Source organism: Rhizobium sp. 05N49 (assembly GCF_056396805.1).
Genome location: NZ_JBFTME010000006.1, coordinates 35,651 through 54,047, shown reverse-complemented (window position 1 = coordinate 54,047; position 18,397 = coordinate 35,651). Strand labels below are relative to the sequence as shown.

The 18,397-nt window shown below is 61.3% G+C and carries 19 protein-coding genes and 1 pseudogene; 13 read left to right on the top strand and 7 right to left on the bottom strand.

The window, feature by feature from the left end:
* Positions 1-41 precede the first annotated feature (41 nt).
* Positions 42-590: a hypothetical protein gene (locus tag AC1DF8_RS13885; RefSeq protein WP_162729910.1), complete on the top strand. Its 549-nt coding sequence runs from the start codon at positions 42-44 to the stop codon at positions 588-590.
* Between the two features lie 45 nt (positions 591-635).
* On the opposite strand, the gene AC1DF8_RS13880 is transcribed toward AC1DF8_RS13885, so the two are convergent.
* The 3 genes from AC1DF8_RS13880 to AC1DF8_RS13870 are packed head-to-tail and all read right to left on the bottom strand — an operon-like array spanning position 636 to position 3,366.
* Positions 636-1,469, bottom strand: coding sequence for a TolB family protein (locus AC1DF8_RS13880; RefSeq protein WP_113148166.1), 834 nt, complete (start codon positions 1,467-1,469; stop codon positions 636-638).
* Positions 1,470-1,496: 27 nt separating this feature from the next.
* Positions 1,497-3,176, bottom strand: a complete 1,680-nt coding sequence (locus AC1DF8_RS13875; RefSeq protein WP_113202644.1) for an NAD+ synthase — start codon at positions 3,174-3,176, stop codon at positions 1,497-1,499.
* A 1-nt stretch (position 3,177) separates the two neighbouring features.
* Positions 3,178-3,366, bottom strand: a complete 189-nt coding sequence (locus tag AC1DF8_RS13870; RefSeq protein ID WP_112547325.1) for a hypothetical protein — start codon at positions 3,364-3,366, stop codon at positions 3,178-3,180.
* Between AC1DF8_RS13870 and AC1DF8_RS13865 the strand changes: the two genes are divergently transcribed.
* The 8 genes from AC1DF8_RS13865 (at position 3,365) to AC1DF8_RS13830 (ending at position 12,515) form a co-directional block, all read left to right on the top strand.
* Complete coding sequence (locus AC1DF8_RS13865; RefSeq protein WP_112547326.1) at positions 3,365-3,901, top strand: DUF1003 domain-containing protein; 537 nt, start codon at positions 3,365-3,367, stop codon at positions 3,899-3,901. The genes AC1DF8_RS13870 and AC1DF8_RS13865 overlap by 2 nt on opposite strands.
* 126 nt (positions 3,902-4,027) lie before the next feature.
* Positions 4,028-6,760, top strand: coding sequence for an ATP-binding protein (locus AC1DF8_RS13860; protein ID WP_478153946.1), 2,733 nt, complete (start codon positions 4,028-4,030; stop codon positions 6,758-6,760).
* An 81-nt stretch (positions 6,761-6,841) separates the two neighbouring features.
* Positions 6,842-7,375, top strand: coding sequence for a type 1 glutamine amidotransferase family protein (locus tag AC1DF8_RS13855; RefSeq protein ID WP_478153945.1), 534 nt, complete (start codon positions 6,842-6,844; stop codon positions 7,373-7,375).
* Between the two features lie 65 nt (positions 7,376-7,440).
* Entirely contained in the window at positions 7,441-8,079 is a 639-nt protein-coding gene (locus AC1DF8_RS13850) for an ArsR/SmtB family transcription factor (RefSeq protein WP_478153944.1), read from the top strand.
* Positions 8,076-9,311: an MFS transporter gene (locus AC1DF8_RS13845; protein WP_112968238.1), complete on the top strand. Its 1,236-nt coding sequence runs from the start codon at positions 8,076-8,078 to the stop codon at positions 9,309-9,311. Before AC1DF8_RS13850 ends, AC1DF8_RS13845 begins: the two co-directional genes overlap by 4 nt.
* A 79-nt stretch (positions 9,312-9,390) precedes the next feature.
* Positions 9,391-10,185 carry a phosphotransferase gene (locus tag AC1DF8_RS13840; protein ID WP_478153943.1) on the top strand — a complete coding sequence of 265 codons (795 nt, stop codon included), beginning with the start codon at positions 9,391-9,393 and terminating at the stop codon, positions 10,183-10,185.
* 330 nt (positions 10,186-10,515) lie between these two features.
* Positions 10,516-11,346 (top strand): alpha/beta fold hydrolase, encoded by an 831-nt coding sequence (locus AC1DF8_RS13835; RefSeq protein WP_478154084.1) that lies wholly within the window; start codon positions 10,516-10,518, stop codon positions 11,344-11,346.
* Between the two features lie 227 nt (positions 11,347-11,573).
* A complete protein-coding gene (locus AC1DF8_RS13830; protein ID WP_478153942.1) occupies positions 11,574-12,515 on the top strand; it encodes an MBL fold metallo-hydrolase in 942 nt (313 codons plus the stop codon).
* A gap of 60 nt (positions 12,516-12,575) precedes the next feature.
* Here AC1DF8_RS13830 and AC1DF8_RS13825 read toward each other — a convergent pair whose 3' ends face one another.
* A complete protein-coding gene (locus tag AC1DF8_RS13825; RefSeq protein ID WP_478153941.1) occupies positions 12,576-12,974 on the bottom strand; it encodes a GFA family protein in 399 nt (132 codons plus the stop codon).
* Between the two features lie 124 nt (positions 12,975-13,098).
* Between AC1DF8_RS13825 and AC1DF8_RS13820 the strand changes: the two are divergent.
* Positions 13,099-13,644: pseudogene (locus AC1DF8_RS13820) on the top strand (hypothetical protein); the annotation flags it as partial.
* A gap of 13 nt (positions 13,645-13,657) precedes the next feature.
* Here AC1DF8_RS13820 and AC1DF8_RS13815 read toward each other — a convergent pair.
* Positions 13,658-14,119, bottom strand: a complete 462-nt coding sequence (locus tag AC1DF8_RS13815; RefSeq protein WP_478153940.1) for a nuclear transport factor 2 family protein — start codon at positions 14,117-14,119, stop codon at positions 13,658-13,660.
* Positions 14,120-14,303: 184 nt separating this feature from the next.
* Between AC1DF8_RS13815 and AC1DF8_RS13810 the strand changes: the two genes are divergently transcribed.
* Positions 14,304-15,053 (top strand): aminoacyl--tRNA ligase-related protein, encoded by a 750-nt coding sequence (locus AC1DF8_RS13810; RefSeq protein ID WP_478153939.1) that lies wholly within the window; start codon positions 14,304-14,306, stop codon positions 15,051-15,053.
* A gap of 94 nt (positions 15,054-15,147) precedes the next feature.
* On the opposite strand, the gene AC1DF8_RS13805 is transcribed toward AC1DF8_RS13810, so the two are convergent.
* Positions 15,148-15,558: an NUDIX hydrolase gene (locus AC1DF8_RS13805; RefSeq protein WP_478153938.1), complete on the bottom strand. Its 411-nt coding sequence runs from the start codon at positions 15,556-15,558 to the stop codon at positions 15,148-15,150.
* Positions 15,559-15,687: 129 nt separating this feature from the next.
* Here AC1DF8_RS13805 and AC1DF8_RS13800 point away from each other — a divergent pair, with 129 nt between their 5' ends.
* Both AC1DF8_RS13800 and AC1DF8_RS13795 read left to right on the top strand, forming a co-directional pair.
* The gene (locus tag AC1DF8_RS13800; protein WP_478153937.1) at positions 15,688-16,170 is read left to right on the top strand and encodes an HIT family protein; all 483 of its coding nucleotides are present in this window, start codon (positions 15,688-15,690) and stop codon (positions 16,168-16,170) included.
* Positions 16,167-16,925, top strand: a complete 759-nt coding sequence (locus AC1DF8_RS13795) for an NUDIX hydrolase (protein ID WP_478153936.1) — start codon at positions 16,167-16,169, stop codon at positions 16,923-16,925. Before AC1DF8_RS13800 ends, AC1DF8_RS13795 begins: the two co-directional genes overlap by 4 nt.
* Positions 16,926-16,975: 50 nt before the next feature.
* On the opposite strand, the gene tyrS is transcribed toward AC1DF8_RS13795, so the two are convergent.
* Positions 16,976-18,250, bottom strand: a complete 1,275-nt coding sequence (gene tyrS, locus AC1DF8_RS13790) for a tyrosine--tRNA ligase (RefSeq protein ID WP_478153935.1) — start codon at positions 18,248-18,250, stop codon at positions 16,976-16,978.
* Positions 18,251-18,397 lie beyond the last annotated feature (147 nt).

Sequence of the window (18,397 nt, the reverse complement as noted above, 5' to 3'; positions counted from 1 at the left end):
GGCTTGTGGAGTCGGTGATATCAATGCAATCGTAACGCCTTATGATTGAATATTTTAAGGACAAAAACTTGATTGCCGCTCCTGCTCGCTTACTTTTTGCCTGCTGCATAGCGTTAACCTTAGGATTCAATGCCGAGCTCGCCAACGCTGACACAGCTGATAGCCCAAGTGTTTTTAAACTGGGTAGTTCACTAGATGAGGCCCGTCGCATCTCAAGCGAGCGGGGTTGGAAGGTGAGAGTGCTTTCACCCGACCTTCCCGGTCAATGGTATGTTGATGGGGCAGAGGTTAATCTTTTCGTCTGCGATAACAACAACAAGATTGCCAGCGTTTCAAAAACTCGAGATGGAGGCGTTGATGAGTTCGCCTCGATCGTGTCCTATTCATTTACATCCAAGTATGGTCAACCGAAGACGACAGTCGTGGCGTTTCCGCTCGGACAAACCACTGTCTCAAGTATCGATTCAACATTCGCCCCTTCCGAAGGCGAGTCTGTTCGGGTGCAACTCCAAAGTATCGGAGGGCACTCAAGAATTACTGTGCACCGCGCCTCTGAAACACCGTGCCCAGCGGAAAACGGACCCCGCTAATCAGTTATCTCCCACCACCCCATCATCAAATGGCGGTGAGCCCTCTCAAGATCTCGCCGGAAAATACCGTACGAAAGCGAATTCCTCACCATCCGGCGACCAGTTCGGCACGTTGATCGTGCCCTGCCCGCCGAAGAGCTCGAACAGCTCCGTCAGATTGCCGCCATCCATGTCCATCATCCTGAGACGCACATTGAGATCGCGCGGATGATCGAAGACATCGGGGTCGTAGGAAAGGATCAGCACTTTGTCATTGTTGGGTGATGGATGGGCGAACCAGTTGCCGTAATTGTCCGATGTCACCTGTTGGAGATCCGTGCCGTCGGGATGCACGCGCCAGATCTGCATCAGCCCGGTACGGCTGGAATTGAAATAGATCCACTGCCCGTCGGCCGACCAGTCCGGCCCGTCATTGCGGCCCTCGCCATGCGTCAGCCGCTTCTCCTCACCACCATTGACCGAGATCGTATAGATATCGAAGACGTCGTTGCGGATGCCGCAATAGGCAAGCTCGCGCCCATCGGGCGACCAGCCGTGCCAGTAGGACGGCAGGTTCTTGGTGATCAACCGCGGCTTGCCGCCCTCGATCGGCAGGATGTAGATCGCCGACTTGCCGAACTCGGTCTTGTCGGAGATGACGATCTGTTCGCCATCGGGCGAAATACCGTGGTCGTTGTTGCAATGGACCGCGAAGCCGGTATCGACACGCTCCACCAGGTCGCTGCCATCGAGACGCAGGCGATAGAGCAGCCCGTCGCCATTGATCAGCAGATAGGCGCCGTCGCGCGAGAAATTCGGCGCCTCCACCAGCGCTTCCGTCTGCCAGATGACACGGCTTTCGCCCCGCCGCACATTGTAGATTTCAACTGAGCTGCGCATTCATCCCTCCCAGATATTTGAAGCGTCTCAGCGATCCCGGAACCGGTTGGTGATCGGGTAGCGCCGGTCGCGGCCGAAATTCTTCTTCGTGATCTTCACGCCCGGTGCCGACTGGCGGCGCTTGTATTCGGCGAGATAGAGCAGATGCTCGATGCGGTGCACCGTCTCGACGTCATGGCCGCGCGCCACGATCTCCTCGACCGCCATTTCCCGTTCGACCAGGCATTCAAGAATGTCGTCGAGCGCTGGATAAGGCGGCAGCGAATCCTGGTCCTTCTGATCCGGGCGAAGTTCGGCCGACGGCGCCTTGTCGATGATGTTTTGCGGAATGACCACGCCCGAAGGGCCGAGCGCATCCGGCGGCACATTCTCGTTGCGCCAGCGGGCCAGCGCATAGACCTGCATCTTGTAGAGGTCCTTGATCGGGTTGAAGCCGCCGTTCATGTCGCCGTAGAGCGTCGCATAGCCGACCGACATTTCCGACTTGTTGCCGGTGGTGACGACCATCGAGCCGAACTTGTTGGAGATCGCCATGAGGATGACGCCGCGGGCGCGGCTCTGCAGGTTTTCCTCAGTAATGCCGCTGTCTGTGCCCTCGAAGAGATTCGAGAGTGCGGATGAAAAGCCAGCGACCGGTTCTTCGATCGGAACGATGTCATAGCGGCAGCCAAGCGCCTTGGCGCAATCGGCGGCGTCCTTGAACGAATCCTCCGATGTATAGCGGTAGGGCAACATCACCGTGCGCACCCGCTCCTCGCCGAGCGCATCGACGGCAATCGCCGCGCAGATCGCCGAATCGATGCCGCCGGAAAGCCCGAGCACGACATTCTTGAAGCCGTTCTTGTTCACATAGTCGCGGAAACCGAGCAGGCAGGCGCGGTAGTCGGCTTCTTCGCTCTCGGGTATGCGCGCCATCGGCCCTTGCGAGCAATGCCAGCCGTTTTCGGTGCGTTTCCAGGTCGTCACGGCCAGTGCCGTTTCGAACTGGCTGAGCTGGAAGGCGAGCGACTTGTCGGCATTGAAGGCAAAGCTTGCGCCATCGAAGACGAGCTCGTCCTGGCCGCCGAGCTGGGCGGCATAGACCATCGGCAGCCCGGTCTCGATCACCTGTTTCAGCACGACCTGATGGCGGATATCGACCTTGCCGCGATAATAGGGCGAACCGTTCGGCACGAGCAGGATTTCCGCCCCGCTTTCGGCCAGCGTCTCGCAGACGCCGAGATCGCCCCAGATATCTTCGCAGATCGGAATGCCGATGCGCACGCCGCGGAAATTCACCGGCCCCGGCATGGCGCCCTGATCGAAGACGCGCTTCTCGTCGAACTCGCCATAGTTCGGCAGGTCGATCTTGTCTCTGACGGCGATCACCTTGCCGCCGTCGAGCACGGCGATGGAATTGTAGCGGCCCGTCTCGTCCTGGCGCGGGAAGCCGATGACGATGCCCGGTCCGCCATCGGCGGTATCGGCCGCGAGGCTTTCGACAGCCTTCCAGCAGGCTTGGATGAACGCCGGCTTCAGAACGAGGTCTTCCGGTGGATAGCCCGAGATGAAAAGCTCGGTCATCATGAGTAGTTGCGCGCCCTGGCGGGCTGCATCGGCGCGCGCCTCGCGCACCTTGGCAAGGTTTCCGGCGACATCGCCCACCGTGGGGTTCAGCTGGGCGATGGCGATGTTGAACGTATGGGAGAGAGCGTTTTCCTGTGTCATGTCATTCATTTAATCCGCCCCTTCGTGCACCGCAATAAGCGGCGTCAAAAGCCGTATCGATCTGCGGCGAAAATTTGATGAATGCTGACTCACACCTCTGTTTGCCTTGCGCGACGCCGATACGCATTGCAATTTGCAGCAGTGGCGGAATACTGCGCGCCAATTCGATCCATTCCCGGGACAATGCCATGTATAATCTTCCGAATTTCGTCCACCTGCATTTCGGCAAATCGGCCGAAGAACTGGGTGACATCGAAAAGCGCGTGCTGGCCAAGGCACATGAGCGCAAGATCATCTCCACCGACATCAACGCTGCCATTGCTGCCGAATCCTCCGTCGGCCAGCGGTTGGCGGATGGCATCGCCCGCGTCGGCGGCTCATGGTCTTTCATCCTCGCCTTCCTCGCCTTCCTCGTGATCTGGACGGTCATCAATACGGTCATCCTGATGACCCGTGCCTTCGACCCCTATCCCTTCGTTTTCCTGAACCTGATCCTCTCCATGCTCGCCGCCATCCAGGCGCCGATCATCATGATGTCGCAGAACCGTCAGGCCGAACGCGACCGTTTCGAAGCGGCCAAGGATTACGAGGTGAACCTGAAAGCCGAACTGGAGGTGCTCTCGTTGCATCAGAAGATCGACATGCGGGTTCTGACGGAACTGACCGCGCTGCGCGAAGACGTCTCCCGGCTGAACGCCATCCTTGGGGAACGCGGACAGGCTTGATGCCGCTAAAATAGCGTGGCCTTAAACATCTGAAATCCCCGTGCAATTCCCGCCCTGCCGCTGCGTTTCATTTGACAGGGCGCTGCCATTGGGATCAACCTGCCGGCACCACGCAAGGGGCCGGGTTTGGAAGAAGAGTTTCACTTCGGCGCATTTTCGATCGTGCCCGCCAGGCGCAGCCTGATGCGGAACGGTTCTGCCGTGCCGCTCGGTAGCCGCGCCATCGACATACTCCTGTTCCTGCTCCATCATCCGGGCGAGTTGAAGACCAATGCCGAGATCGTCAGGCAAGTCTGGCCTGAGACTTTCGTGGATGAAGCCAATTTGCGCGTCCATGTTTCGGCGCTGCGCAAGGCATTGGGCGACGTCAGGCGCGAGCCGCAGTTCATCGCCAATGTGCCGGGCCGCGGTTACACGTTCATCGCTCCCGTCAACCGCCGCAGCAACGGCGCTGAGCCTGCCGCCGCCTCACCGATACCTCAGAAATCCCGCCCGGAACGCCTGCCTGGGCGCATCTTCGGCCGCGAACAGACGATCGCGGCCGTGACCGGACAGCTTGCGAAGAGCCGGCTGGTGACGATTGCCGGTCCTGGTGGCATCGGCAAGTCCACCGTCGCCCGCGCCCTGATTGCGCGCGGCGGCTTCGAAGGCGAGATCGTCTGGATCGACCTGTCGGAAGTCGCGACCGGAAATCTTGTGCCCACCGTCTTGGCGTCTGCGCTCGGCATCCTCTCCCGCAGCGATGATATCGTCAGGGAAATCGCCGTCCATCTGCAGCCACGCAACCTCCTGCTCGTGCTGGATAGCTGCGAGCATGTCGTGGCCGATATCGCCGAGCTTGCCGAGGATCTTCTCGCGGAAGCACCCGATCTGCATATCCTTGCCACCAGCCGTGAGCCGCTGCGCGCCGATGGCGAACGCGTTCACCGTCTGCTGCCGCTCGACCTGCCGGCGTCCGCCGTGACAGCGGAGGCTGCTCTCGTCTCGCCCGCCGTCCAGCTCTTCGTCGAACGCGCCGATGCCTGCCTCGGCGGTTACGAACTGACGGATGAGGATGCCACCGATGTCGTCGATATCTGCACGAGGCTCGATGGTATCGCGCTGGCAATCGAGCTTGCGGCCGGCAGGCTGGAGGCGATGGGCATTGCCGCCCTCTCCCGCTCGCTGTCCGACTGTTTCCGGGTATTGACCCGCGGCCGGCGCACGGCCCTGCCGCGCCACCAGACGCTGCGCGCCACGCTCGACTGGAGCTATCTCATCCTGTCGCCGCAGGAGCAGCAGGCCCTGCGCGAACTTTCCGTCTTCCGCGGCCGCTTCAGTGGCAGGGCCGCAGGTGCCGTGCTCTCCGGCAGCGAGCCAGAGGATTTGCTTGCCGCCCTCGTCGCCAAATCGCTGGTCGTGGTCGAGAACGCGACCGACGAAACACTTTACCGGTTGCTGGATACGACGCGCCTCTATGCCGGTGAGAAGCTTGCCGCATCGGGTGAACTCCCCGGTGCCATGGCCCGTTTCTCCGCTCATCTCTCCGTCGAGCTCGAAAGCGCCGAGCAGGATCTCTACGCCGCCCTGCCGGAGGAATGGCCTGACGATTTCGCCCAGCAGGTTCCGGGTTTGCGCGCAGCCGTCGACTGGGCCTTCGGTCCATCCGGCGACGCGTTGCTCGGCGTGCGCCTGACGGTCGCTGCCCTGCCACTCTTCTTCCGCCTGTCGCTGCTTGACGAATGCCTGGCGGCGCTGACCCATGCGATCGCCTTTCTCGATGCCCGCCACGGCCTGGATGAGAGCAGCCGCATGAAGCTCTATGCCGCACTGGGCTGGCCGCAGCTGCGCGCCACCCATGCGCCGGAACTTGGCGTCGCTGCCTGGACGACCGCCAGGCGCATTGCCGAGGAGCTCGGCGATATCGACCATCAGTTGCGCGCCATCTGGGCGCTCTGGGTCGACATGCTGAACCGCGCCGAGCCCCGCCAGGGACTGGAGCTGGCGGCGCGTTTTACAGCCCTTGCTCCCTCCTCCTCCGATCCGAGCGATATTATCATCGGCAGGCGCGTGAGGGCCGCAACGCTGCACTGGCTCGGCCGCCATGCCGAAGCCCGCGATGAGCTTCTGGCTATGCTGGCCGACTACGAGCATGTGCCTCAGGCGCACCACTCCGTGCGCTTCCAGTTCGACCAGCGCGTGACGGCGCGCATCATCCTGGCCCGTTGCCTCTGGATGTCGGGCGACGAGAAGGCCGCGCTGGACGAGGCCGAAGAGACAATGCGCTACGCCCGCGAGATCGGCCACAACCATTCGATCAGCAATCTGCTCGCCGAGGCCGTCTGCCCGCTTGCGCTTCTCTCCGGAAATGACGAAGAAGCCGCGAACGCGATCCGGCTGCTGCGCGACCATACCAAGGCCCTGTCACTCGATGTCTGGCACACCTATGCCGATGGATTCGAAGCGGAGCTGCATCTGCATGCCGGCGAATACCGGCTCTGTCTCGCAAAACTGCGTCCGGCGATGGATATCCTCGATCGCGCCGGATTCAATCTCTTCCGCACCTACTTCCAGTCCATCGAGGCGCAAGCCCTCTCCGGCCTCGGCCAGCATATAGAGGCCGGCAGCGTAATCGATGCTGCACTTGTCCATTGCGATATCTCGGGCGAGCGCTGGTGCCTGCCCGAACTCCTGCGGGTGAAAGCGCTGGTCACCGCAAAGGGACAAGGCCCGGACGCACTGGATGCCGCTTCGGCGATCCTCGAAGTGGCACGCACAGCTGCAAGACAGGATAGCGCCGCCGGCTGGGAGCGTCGCATCAACCTCGATCTCGAAGCCCTCGGCCATGAGCCGGCGCAGCTTTCGGGTGCTGCGGGCTGACCCCCTTTACACCGATTTACAACGATCAACTCGTCCGCCACTCGCCATCCGTGCATCATTGCCCTTCAAGAGGAGCATGCCATGGACGGCGACATACCCATTCGTTTTCTGATCGTTCTCGCCATGGATGGAGATAGCAGCGAGGTCCGGATCTCACGCCTCGCGCCGGCCTATTATCTCTTCAGAGACGCACATGCAGAAGTCGTCCTCGCAACCCCGTCAGGCGGATTCCCTGATCTGACCAGCGAGCTGCGTCAGACCGCGCATCCGGAACCATCGACCCGCCGCTTCCTCGCCGACCGCGCTGCCCGAGATGATCTCGCCGATACGCTACATCTCGGCCAGATCGTGACGGAGGATTTCGATGCTGCCTTCTGTATCGGTCTTTCCGGCTCGCTCTGGTTGGCCGATGGCGTTGCAGCGACGATCCGCACTTTCCTGACTGTGGGCAAGCCTGTCGCCATTGTCCCCGGCAGGCATCTGGACATAACACCTGACGGTGCTTCCGCCGGTCTTCTGATCCTCGGTGACAGCGAATCCTCTCCGCTTCTTTCGGCCCATGCCTTGCTCAAGGTGGCGCTGGAACGGCGCAACGCCCGGACAACGGCCGACTGAAAGCCTCTCTCAGAGTTTGCAAAGAAACATTTGCAAAGAATCGTTTGCGATATTAGGCTGTCGTCATGAAACCGCCAGTCTCTACACACGCGTCAGCCACCTCGCGTAACGTCAGCGAGATCGTTCCCGATGTCACCGCTCTGAAGGCGCTCGCCCATCCGGTGCGCTTGCGCATGCTCGGCATGCTGCGCATAGATGGTCCCGCAACGGCAACCCAGCTTGCCGCGCGCCTCGGCCTCAACAGCGGTGCCACGAGCTACCACCTGCGCCAGCTCGCCCAATATGGTTTCATCGAGGACGCGCCTGCGACATCGCGCCGGGAACGCTGGTGGAAGGCGTCCCACGAGATCACCTCGGTGCGACCGGCGGAAAGCGAAGGTGAGGCTTTCGACATGGACGTCGCCTTCGCGCAGGCGATACTCTCCCAGCAGGTCGGCCAGATGCAGAAGGCGGCCGAGGAATATGCCGAACTGCCGCTCGAATGGCGCAAGGCCAGCACCGCAAGCGACATCGTCATTCCGCTGACCGCCGAGAAAGCCGAAGCCCTGACGACGCGGCTGAACGAGTTTCTCATGGAAGCGATGCGTGAAGCCCCGGCCCTTGGCGAGCCACTGCCCGCCGACACGGTGCCCTTCACTGTCATGCTGCATGCCTTTCCCTATCCGGGCCGCCTGCCGCATGGCGAGGAAGAGAGCGAGCCATGAGCCGCAGCCCCTTTGTCGCGCTCGCAGTTGCCGAAACGCTCTCCCTTTCGGGCACGCGCCTCTCGGGCATCGCCATTCCCTGGTTGGTACTGAGCACCACAGGCAGCGCCATGCTGACCGGCATCGTCGCCATGATGGAAATGCTGCCCTATGTCGTCGCCAAGGCGCTCGGCGGCCCGATGATCGATCGCGTCGGACCCAAGCGCGTCGCCATCGTCTGCGACAGCGCCTCGGTGATCACGGTCGGTCTCGTGCCGCTCCTGCATCTCCTCGACCTGCTCACCATGCCGATCCTACTGCCGATCGTCTTTGTCATGGGAGTGCTGCGCGGCCCCTCCGATGCCGCAAAACAATCCATGGTCCCCGATATTGCCGGGCTTGCCGCCGTACCGCTGGAACGCGTGACCGGGGTCATCGGCGTCATCGACCGCCTCGCATCGACGGTGGGTGCGGCAGGTGCCGGTGGGCTGATTGCCCTTGTCGGGCCGAGCCAGGCGCTGGTGGTCAACGCCGTCACCTTCGCCGCTTCCGCGCTGATCGTCGCTATCGGCATTCCTGCAATTCGGCATGCAGTGAAGTCCGCAGCATCCGGCATCAAGGCCTATGGGCGGGAACTCGCGGAAGGCTGGCACTTCATGCGGCGTGATGCCGTGCTCGTCGCAATCGTGCTGATGGTAGCGACCACCAACTTGCTCGATCAGGCCTACTATGTCGTCCTGGTTCCGGTCTGGACCCAGGGTTCGGGCCATGGCCCGGCCCTGCTCGGAACCCTGTTTGCCGTCTTCTCCTGTGCGTCGATGATCGGCGCTGCGATTGCCGCCATGATCGGCGAGCGCCTACCGCGGCTTGCCGTCTACACGGTCGCCTTTCTGTTGACGGGTTTCCCCCGCTTCCTGGTCTTTGCAATGGACTCCCCACTCGCCCTGATCTTCGCGATCCTCGCCATCGGCGGCTTCGCCTCGGGCTTCCTCAATCCCATTATCACGGCTGTGCTTTTCGAGCGCATCCCCAAGCCGCTGATGGGGCGCGTCACCTCGCTGAATGCCGCACTCTGCTGGGCGCTCATTCCCTTCGGCGGCCTTGTCGGCGGCGCGCTGATCGATGGCTTCGGCCTCTCGGCCGCACTTTTCCTGACGGGCCTTGCCTATCTCGTGACGACGCTTGCACCGCTGGCACATCGCAGTTTCCGCGGCTTCGACAAGAGGCGGGCGGGTGACGTCGCGATCTCCTGAACAGATCGCAAACGGTGCATGGGCAAAGGTGCCTCTTTCCGCTATTCGGTCATCAGCGAACCATGCCGGGGGGACGACGATGCCGATTTCAGAGGAAATCCCGCTTGCCGGCGGCAATGTCAATGCCGGCGTTGTCAGGGTTGGCAATACTGTCCGCCGTGCGATCGGCCCAAACAGCGGCAATGTCCACAAGCTCCTGGAGCAACTGGACAGGCGAGGCTATGGCCATGCCCCGCGCTTCCTTGGCATCGATGCCAGCGGAAGAGAAATCCTCTCTTACATGGCGGGTTCTGCGACGATGCCGGACACGCTCTGGACGAATGATGCCGCGCTCGTCGAAGCCGTGGGCATGCTGCGGCAATTCCATGACGCGACGAAAGACCTGGATTTCGTACCCGATGGCAATTGGGCCTACACCTACCCCGTTGCCGGCCGCAACGACGTGATCTGCCACAATGATTTCGCACCCTACAACATGATCTTCCGGGATGGCCTTCCGATCGCGATCATCGATTTCGATCTGGCGGGCCCGGGCCCGCATTTGCGAGACCTCGCCTACCTTGCATATTGGTTTGCCCCGCTTTCCTTTTCCTCCGAAGACCTGGCCGAACACGCCGCCCGCGAACTTGCTTCCGGCAGCCCCCGGCTCAAGCTGCTCTGCTCGGTCTACGATACCAACGATCATGCCGCCCTGCTCGATATGGTGGCTGAGGTGCTGGAGCACATGGGTGATGAGGCGGCGGCCGAGAAGATGGTTGGCCGAGACGCCGCGGTCAGATTGCGCGACGGCGGCCACTTCGAGCATTGGCGCAAAGAAGCGAGATCGTTCGAGGAGAACACGCAGGCCGTCCGGCGCAACATGCAGCGGCTCTGAGAAGAAAAACCTGCTGATAACATATTGTGTTCATGAGGTAATTACGCCTAATGGCGCATTGCTGTCATTATTGCTTTGCATCAATTTACGACGGTTAACTCGCATCGCCGCCGGAAGTGGGTCAGCTTGTTCTCGTCGAAGAGGCGCGGAGAAGCCCACACGGAGGCGATCATGCCCACAGCTGAGAATGAACGCAGCATTGTACTGACAGCGGATGCCACACGGCGGGACGTTCTTCTGGCAGGCGGCGCGGCCATTGCGGCCCTCGCCCTGCCGAAAACCATGCTTGCCGCAACCAGTTCAACATCATCAGAAAATCGGAGCCAGACCATGCCTTTCATCAAGACCAAGGACGGAACTGAAATCTTCTACAAGGATTGGGGTTCGAAGGATGCCCAGCCGATCGTCTTCCATCACGGCTGGCCGCTCAGCTCCGACGATTGGGACGCACAGATGATGTTTTTCCTCGAAAAGGGTTTTCGCGTCATCGCCCATGACCGCCGTGGCCACGGTCGCTCCACCCAGACATGGGAAGGCAACGAGATGGACACCTATGCGGCTGACGTTGCCGCGCTGACCGATCACCTCGATCTCAAGAATGCCGTCCATATCGGCCACTCGACCGGCGGCGGCGAAGTCGTCCACTACGTTGCCCGCGCCAAGGAAGGTCGTGTCGCCAAGGCCGTGATCATCGGCGCCGTGCCGCCCATCATGGTCAAGTCGGACAAGAACCCGGGCGGTCTGCCGCTCGAAGTCTTCGACGGCTTCCGCGCAGCCCTCGTTGCCAACCGCGCCCAGTTCTACCTCGATATACCCACAGGCCCTTTCTATGGCTTCAACCGTCCGGGCGCCAAGGTCAGCCAGGGCGTGATCGAAAACTGGTGGCGTCAGGGCATGATGGGCGGCGCCAAGGCCCATTACGATTGCATCAAGGCCTTCTCCGAAACCGACTTCACCGAAGACCTTCAGAAGATCACCGTGCCCGTTTTCGTCATGCACGGCGATGACGACCAGATTGTCCCCTATGCCGATTCCGCGCCGCTCTCCGCCAAGCTGCTCAAGAACGGCACGCTGAAGACCTATCCCGGCTTCCCGCACGGCATGTGCACCACGCACCCGGAAGTCATCAACCCGGACCTCCTGGCCTTCATCAAGGGCTGAGTTTTCTCTCGAAGAGTTGCCGGCGCGCCCTTGTGGCGCGCCTTTTTCTTCCTGATATGCGGTTGTCACCGCCGTCAGGGAATGGTTGTCCGGTATGGTGTCCCGGCATCAGCCGTAAAGAACTGAAAATCAATGTAAATAATTGATAATATTGAATTTTATAGGCGAAGTCCTATCGTTGTGCTGTTATTGTCTCCTCATGGTGATACCGAAGAGGAGACGAGCAGATGAGCAATCCGGATAATCTCGGCCTGTCGGCCACGCGCCGTCAGCTTCTGGCCGGCGCCCTCTCGGGCGCGGCGGCCCTTGTCCTGCCGCGCGGCACCTATGCGGCGGCGTCCTATCGCTTTACGCACGGCGCCTTCAATATCACTGTCGTCAGCGACGGCTTCATCACCCTGCCCGCCGAAGTCCTGCTTCCCGACGCGACGCCGGAAGAGCGCCGGCCGATATTGGCGCAGCTCGGCGGCGATGCGGCGGGTGCGCCAGTCCAGGCCAATATTCCGCTCATCCGCCATGGCAGCGACCTGATCCTGATAGACAACGGTTCCGGTACGAACTTTCAGGCAAGCGCCGGCAAGCTCGCCGCCAACCTGAAGGCAGCAGGCATCGAGCCGGAAGCCATCACCAAGGTGATCTTCACTCACGCCCATCCGGATCATTCCGGCGCAACGACCCTGGCCGGTGGCAAGCTGCTCTATCCGAATGCCCAGTATTTCGTCAGCGAAACAGAATGGAACTTCTGGACCGACAAGGACTACGAGACCCATATGCCCGCCGTCCTGCACGATTTCGCCCGCGGTGCGCAGCGCGATCTCCTTGCGGTGAAGGACCGGCTCACCCTCGTCAAGCCGGGTCAGGAAATCCTGCCTGGAATGCAGGTGGTCGAAACATCGGGCCACACGCCGGGCCATATCTCGCTGGAACTCGCCGGCGACGGCAATCTCCTCATCACCGGTGACGCCTGCACCAATGACGTGATCTTCTTCGAGCACCCCGCCTGGCATTTCGGCTTCGATACAGATCCCGAAACCGCCCTGAAGAACCGCCGGATGCTACTTGACCGCGCTGCTTCGGAAAAGATCAAGCTGCTCGGCTATCACTGGTCCTATCCGGGCGTCGGTCATGCCGAACGCAAGGACAGCGCCTACCGCTTCGTCAAGGCCTAAAGCAATTCCAGCAAAGGCGTGCAGCGGTTTTGCGTAAGGAATTGCGTGAAACAAAAAGCTCTACGGCCGTCCCGCAGCATATTGCGGAACGCCATCTGGAATCTCGTAGAAATCGCCCTTACTGGCACAGAAGATATGATAGCCGAAGCTGAGCCCGTTCTGTTCGTCGAAAGCGCCGGCCAGGATGGAAATAGCCGGCCCGCCCAGCCTTTGCCAGAACAGTGCCGAACCGCATTGCGAGCAGAACCCGCGCCGGGCCTCATCGCTCGACTGATACCAGCGCAGGTTTTCCTCGCCTGTTATCGTGACGGCCGAAACCGGCACGTCGGCCGAGGCATAATAAAGCCCTGTCTGCCGCCGGCACTGCGAGCAATGGCAGCCGACCAGGACATCGGGCTTCTCCCGCGCTTCGAACCGCACTGCGCCGCACAGGCACCCGCCCGCATGATGTTCGCTCATGTCCGTCCCCCTGAAATAGCCCGGAGAGTGACGTCGGCACAACGGCCAGTCAAATCCAAAGCGCTGATCAAAGGCTTCAGGAAAACTGATGCGTTGGAGCAGAGCATCATCAGTTGCAGGGCGATCTGTCGATGCCAGCATGATGGATATCCTTTCGGCTGCCGCAATCGCCACCAACCAGAAGAAGCAGGTGGCCGTGAACCTGAACGCCGCAGTCCCCGGCATTGCCGGCGCGAAACTGACACTCGCAATCGGCGAGCCGCCGAAGGAACTGGCCTCCAACGCCGTCGGCACCACGGGTGCGGTCGTGCGCACCGCCCAGGTGCGGCTTGCATTTGATCTGAATGTTCTTGGCATCAGCTCGATTGCCGGCATCAAGCTGCGCAGGACGTTTCCGCCAAGACCATCAAGAATGTTTCGACCAGGGACACGCTGACCTCGACGGTCACCAGCCTGCTTACCAATACCGACATCCAGGTCACCATCCTCGGTCTCGGTATCGGCCTGCCGAAGGCCGTCATCCAGGGCGCGGTCGCCGATACGCTGACCGGGCTTGCTCGACGAGCTGCTTTTCAACACACTGACCCTGCTCGGCGTCAAGATCGGCGAAGCCGATGTGCGGGTGACGGATGTTCGCTGCCAGCAGTCGGTACTGGTGCAATATCGATGAGCACCGAACCGGCTCACGCCATCGGGGTGCCCTGATGGAAGACGATCTTCCAACCATCGGCGGCCTGACGCCAGATGGTCGAATGGCGCGTTACGCGCTGCGGCTCCTCGAGAATGTAGGAGAGAAGGAAGAGCCTGTCCGCCAGCACCGTGATGGTGAAATCCCGGCAGGGCCAATCATGCGGCTCTGGCCCGTTCTCGTAGCGCGCAAGCGACGTTTCGATCGCATAGCCGCGCTGATAAACCTTTCCGCTCGCACCGATCTGCCAGAAGTTGCTATCGGTCATCCGTTCGAGATCGGCACGCGACGTGCCGAATTCGCGCCGGTGAAAGATCGGCTCGCGGGCGGCAAGTTCTCTAAGAATATGGTCCAGATCCATGTCGCTCATGACGGCAGAATGCATGGATGAAGCGTTGCTCGCAATGCGAGCGGCCGATTTGACAAGCGCCGGTCCCGCGGATACGACGTCAGCCATGAGTTCCAACCGCGCGCCTCTCTCCCGTCTCGACCGCACCTGCCCGCAGGTTGCCGTTCTGCGCGCTTTTGGCGGACGAGGTCTCCGCGTCCAGCCGTAACGTCCGGATGCCCTGATGCGTCCCGCGAACTGCTGGACGTAAAGCCCCCATCCTTCTGTTAGGGCTGCCAGGGAGACAGGCACCGTGCTCAATCTTTTCAATGTCAATTCGCTCGTCCACTGGGAAGAGCGCGAAATCAACATGCGTGACCACATGGTCCGTTTCTTTTCCGAGGAGGTGCGAACCTTCCTCCGGGCGGTCAACCCCGCCTGGGATGTCAGAAGGGTCGAGGCGCCGGCGCTGACGCCTCGCGCCCTCATTTCGGACGCCTACACCAATGCCGATATCTGGGCGCAGGAGCAACTGACCGAGACCGAGGCGCCGCTCGTGCTGAGGCCGGAAACGACGCCCTCGACCTACGTCTATATGCAGCACATTCTCGGCAATCATTCGAGGACGCGTCTGCCCCTCTGCGTCTGGCAGGCCGGCCGATCCTACCGGCGCGAGCAGGAGCAGCCGACCAAGCACATGCGCCTGAAGGAGTTCTGGCAGCTGGAATTCCAGTGCGCCTACACGGCTGACAGCGGCAACGACTATCATGCCGCTGCGCTGGAGCCCGTGCGCCGAATGATTGCCGCGCTCATTCCGCTGCCGACCCGCATCGTGCCTTCCGACCGGCTGCCCGCCTATTCGCAGACAACAGTCGATGTGGAGGTGGATAACGGCGACAAGTGGATGGAAGTCTGCTCTATCTCCCGCCGCACGGATTTTCCCGAGCGCTACAGGACGCAGCCGAAGAAGGGGCCGGCTGTGGAACAGGATATTCTCGTGCTGGAAATCGCCATCGGCCTTGATCGCTGCGTCTACAACTGGGATCTTGCGACGAGCCTGTAAGACATTGCGGGCCGCGTTTATTCAGGAATCCGGCCCGCACTTTAAATATAGACATATCTATATGTATTGTCCGGTCTCAGGCAATTGACTTCGATTAGTCACGCATATCACCGGCCAGAGACTGTTCTTGAATCTCGTGGAAGATCGAACACCATTGTGGGTGGCCCAAATCGTCCAGCGCCTCGGCCTGAACGGGCGTGGCCCACTGCGCCGCCGTATGTTCATCTCCAAGCAATACAGGTTCTCCACCCCGCCATTCGCTCACGAGGAAGAGATGATAGATCGTGTCTTCCTCGGGCTGCTCGGCGAGCTTTCGAAATCGGGATGGGGTCAGGCCAACTTCCTCTTTTGCCTCGCGCACCATTGCCGCCGCGGGGCTCTCGCCGGCTTCAACATGGCCGCCGACCAGATCCCAGCAATCAGGAAAGCGCTCTTTGTGCCCTGCACGTCGGACCAGCAGAACCCGGCCTTCTCGCCAGAAAATGGCGCATGCAATTTCAGTCAAGACATTCCCTCTCGGTGCGTCCGCAATTTGCCCCGACAAGAAGCGAAAGTCACGGCCCTTGCCGAAGCACGTCATCGTCAGCCAATTTACGAATCTGCGCGCATGCCCACGCAAGAGAGGAAGGCATCCTTGGAAATTCCTGCACAGTTCCATGTGTCCGAAACATCCGGCTGGCTGGTGAACCATCGCATCAATTCCGCCCTGCCGGGCTATCTCATGGTCAGTTCGCGAAGCTTCACCAACGATCTCGCAGACCTGTCGGCTGAAGCGTTGTGCGAGCTCGGCCCGTTATTGGCAAAAGCTCAGCATGCCCTCGGTAAGGTGCTCGGCGCAAAGCGCGTCTATATTGGCCGCTACGGCCACTCGCCCGGCTTTCCGATCCACTTCCACATCATCCCGATCTATGACTGGGTGGAAGACCTCTTCTGGCAGGATGAGCGTTACCGTCTGCTGCAGACCTTTGCCGAAGGCCCGGGCGAAACGCCGACCGATGGGGCCGAGCTGACCTTCTTCATCTGGCGCGAATTCTGCGAGCGGGCCGAGCCGCCACCGATAAAGGGACCATCTGTTGCAGAGACGATCGAATTGCTGAGAAAGACATTGCGCGCATGACATTCGCAGACCAGGCATTCACAATATCAGTCGATCATATTCATTGCCGCTGCGCCGGAACCTTCCGGCTTTCCGAGCCGGTCGAGGCACTGCGGCGGGCCGGCTGGGATCGCTTTCTCGAAAGACACCCAACGGCCTTCGACGGGCAGCTCCTGCGCTTGGCCGAGCATCGCATCGAGAATGGCGGATTGACCATCATGGCCCAAAGCACGAGCTTCTCCGCCTATGTCGTGACCCGCCATGCCGGCTTTGCCGCTGAGCACCCTGACGCCGAGCGCTCCGATCCGCTGGGGCTCACCATTATCCTTGTTACCGCGGACCAGCAGGTGATCGTCACCAAGCGGAGCCTGACTGCGGAGCAGAATCCAGGCGCCCTTTATCTGATCGGCGGTTATGCGGAACCGGGTGCCAGCGAAGAAGTCGATCTCTTCGACGAGGCGGCCCGCGAACTTGCCGAGGAGGTTGCCGTCACCGATATCGATCGCTCCACCGCCTTCGCGATCGGCCTCGCCTACGATCCCGTCCATTGCCACCCGGAGCTTTTCATTCTGGCATCGAGCCGCTCCACTTCAGCCGCGATCCTCGACGGCGCCCATCATGCACCAGACCGCAACGAGGCGGCCGAACTCTTCGCGTCACCGCTGAGTGATATCCTGAACGACGATGGTTTCCTGCCCGACGCACCCAGGACATGGAGCTTCCTCAAGGCCCGGTCTTTCCTGCAGCGGCATTTCCGTCAGCACCATGCCCTTTGACATCGACGAGCGGGCCGCCTGCCGTGTGAGGCAGCCCATTCGCGATGGCATTACGGTTCCGGCCGTAGCAGCACATGTTTCTTCCGGCCGACCGACAGGCGGATGACGCCCTGCTCCACGTCGGCATCGGTAAGCCGCATGGCTTCATCGGACACGTTGCTGCTGTTGACACGCACGCCGCCGCCGATGATCAGCCGCCGCGCCTCGCTTTTCGACCTTGCAAGCCCCGATGCGACAAGCGCATCCGGCAGCGGCAGGCCCTGGCGCAGCAGATCGCCCTCGATGGCAACCGTCGGCAATCCTGCAGCGGCCTCGCCCTCTTCAAACATGCGGCGAGAGGTCTCGGAGGTTTGCGTCGCCGCGTCTGCGCCATGGCAGAGCCGTGTCACCGCGTCGGCAAGCACCTTCTTTGCAACATTGATCTCGGAGCCGCGCAAAGCTTCCAGGCGCGCAATCTCGTCAAGCGGCAGCTCGGTGAAGAGCCGCATGAAGCGGCCGACATCGGCATCCTCGGTGTTGCGCCAGAACTGCCAGAATTCGTAGGGCGACAGCCGATCTGCATTCAGCCAGACCGCGCCCGATGCGCTCTTGCCCATTTTCGCACCCGACGCGGTCGTGAGCAGCGGCGCCGTCAAACCGAACAGCGTTCGCCCGCCGGCACGCCGCCCGAACTCGACGCCGCTGAGAATATTGCCCCATTGGTCCGAACCGCCGAGCTGCAGCAGGCAGCCATGCGTTTCGGCAAGCACGTGAAAGTCATAGCCCTGCATGACCATGTAGTTGAATTCGAGCAGCGAGAGCGATTGCTCTCGCTCCAGCCGCTGGCGCACGCTTTCGGATGTCAGCATCCGGTTGACGGAGAAATGCGGACCGACATCGCGCAGGAAATCCAGGTATTTCAGGCTACCAAGCCAGTCGGCATTGTTGACCATGAGCGCATCGGTCGGCCCGCCGCCGAAGGTCAGGAACCGCTCGAAGATGCGCCGGATTCCGGCGAGATTGGCGGCGATCTGTTCTTCGCTGAGCAATGGCCGCGACGTATCGCGAAAGCTCGGATCGCCGAGCCGCGTCGTGGCGCCGCCCATCAGCGCGATCGGCCTGTGGCCGGTCTTCTGAAACCAGCGCAGCATCATGATGGGGATGAGATGCCCGACATGCAGGCTGTCGGCCGTGAGGTCAAAACCGTTATAGGCTGTCGCGATCCCGGTGCCGAGCCGGTTGTCGAGGGCTTCGAGATCAGTGCATTGCTGGATGAATCCGCGCTCCGCGAGAACGCGCAGAAACTCCGATCGAAGCTTGATGGAAGGCTGAAAATTGATGGTCATGAGGGTCTCCAGTGGGGCCGTCAGGCCGGAGACCTTCTGCTGAAACACGCGCCGCCGACCGTGCGGCGTTCGGGTTTCGAATAGATGACCGTCGCCGCTCTATGGGAGCAGCGCGTAATACAGGCCGGACAGGGTCGGTACACGGGT